The sequence below is a fragment of the Streptomyces sp. NPDC050388 genome, assembly GCF_040655635.1.
In the GTDB taxonomy this organism is placed as follows: domain Bacteria; phylum Actinomycetota; class Actinomycetes; order Streptomycetales; family Streptomycetaceae; genus Streptomyces.
The window spans coordinates 1-1117 of sequence record NZ_JBFAKH010000289.1 but is presented as its reverse complement, the minus strand read 5'-3'; the positions used below and the strand labels follow the sequence as shown (position 1 = coordinate 1117).

Genomic DNA, 1117 nt, shown 5'->3' with positions numbered 1-1117 from the left:
GGATCGGCGATCTGAGGACGTGACAGGAGGCGAGCACCGGCGATGGACAATCTGCATCGGGAACTGGCACCCATCTCCGCCGCCGCGTGGGCCGACTTGGAGGACGAGGCACGACGGACGTTCAAGCGGCACGTCGCGGCTCGCCGAATGGTCGACGTGCCCGAACCGGGGGAACTGGAGCTGGCGGGTGTGGGAACCGGCCACCTACAGGACGTGGAGGCGCCGGCTGAAGGGGTCAAGGCCCGCATACGCCGGTTCCAGCCGCTGGTCGAGCTGCGGGCGTCGTTCACCGTCGATCGGCAGCAGGTCGACGACGTCGCACGAGGCGCCAAGGATGCGGACTGGCAGCCGGTCAAGGACGCCGCCCGTCGGATCGCCTTCGCCGAAGACCGCACGGTGTTCGAGGGGTACGCGGCCGCGGACATCTCCGGTCTGCGGGAGAGTTCGTCCCATTCCGTTCTGACACTGCCGGCCGAGGCGCGCGATTACCCGGACGCCCTCAGCAAGGCCCTGACCGTGCTGCGACTCGCCGGTGTGGGCGGCCCGTACGCCCTGGCTCTGAGTGCCGCGGCGTACACCGCTGTCAGCGAAACGTCCGACTACGGCTACCCGATCATCAAGCACATCGCTCGGGTTTTGGACGGCGACATCGTTTGGGCACCCGCCATCGACGGCGCCTTCCTGTTGTCGAAACGGGGCGGAGACTTCGAGTTGCGCATCGGCCAGGACGTGTCCATCGGCTACCTGTCGCACGACGAGCGCAGCATCCGGCTGTACTTCCAGGAGATGCTGACCTTCCTGGTGTACACCGGCGAAGCCGTCGTGCCCGTGGAAGCCGGGACGCCTAGGCCGGCCGAACCGTCGGAGGTACAGACATGAGGGTAGGCGTCGTGGGGGTGGGTGCAGTCGGATCGGCCACGGCCCTGTCCCTGGTCGAACGCGGCGGAACCTGCCGGGAGATCGTGCTGATCGACCGCAACACCGCCCGCGCCGACGGCGTCCCCGCCGACCTGAGCTACGCCGCGCCGCTGTCCCCCACGGTCGACGTGTGCTCCGGTGGCTACCACGACCTGGCCGGCGCCGCGGTCGTCGTCATCACCGCGGGGGTGAACGAGAA

2 protein-coding genes are annotated in these 1117 nt (G+C 68.8%); both read left to right on the top strand.

Features of this window, described 5'->3' with window-relative positions; translation table 11 throughout:
- Positions 1 to 42: 42 nt before the first annotated feature.
- Complete coding sequence (locus AB0I73_RS41465) at positions 43 to 879, top strand: family 1 encapsulin nanocompartment shell protein (RefSeq protein ID WP_363045543.1); 837 nt, start codon at positions 43 to 45, stop codon at positions 877 to 879.
- The coding region (locus tag AB0I73_RS41460) for an NAD(P)-binding domain-containing protein (protein ID WP_363045542.1) at positions 876 to 1117 on the top strand (242 nt) is incomplete at its 3' end. The genes AB0I73_RS41465 and AB0I73_RS41460, both read left to right, overlap by 4 nt.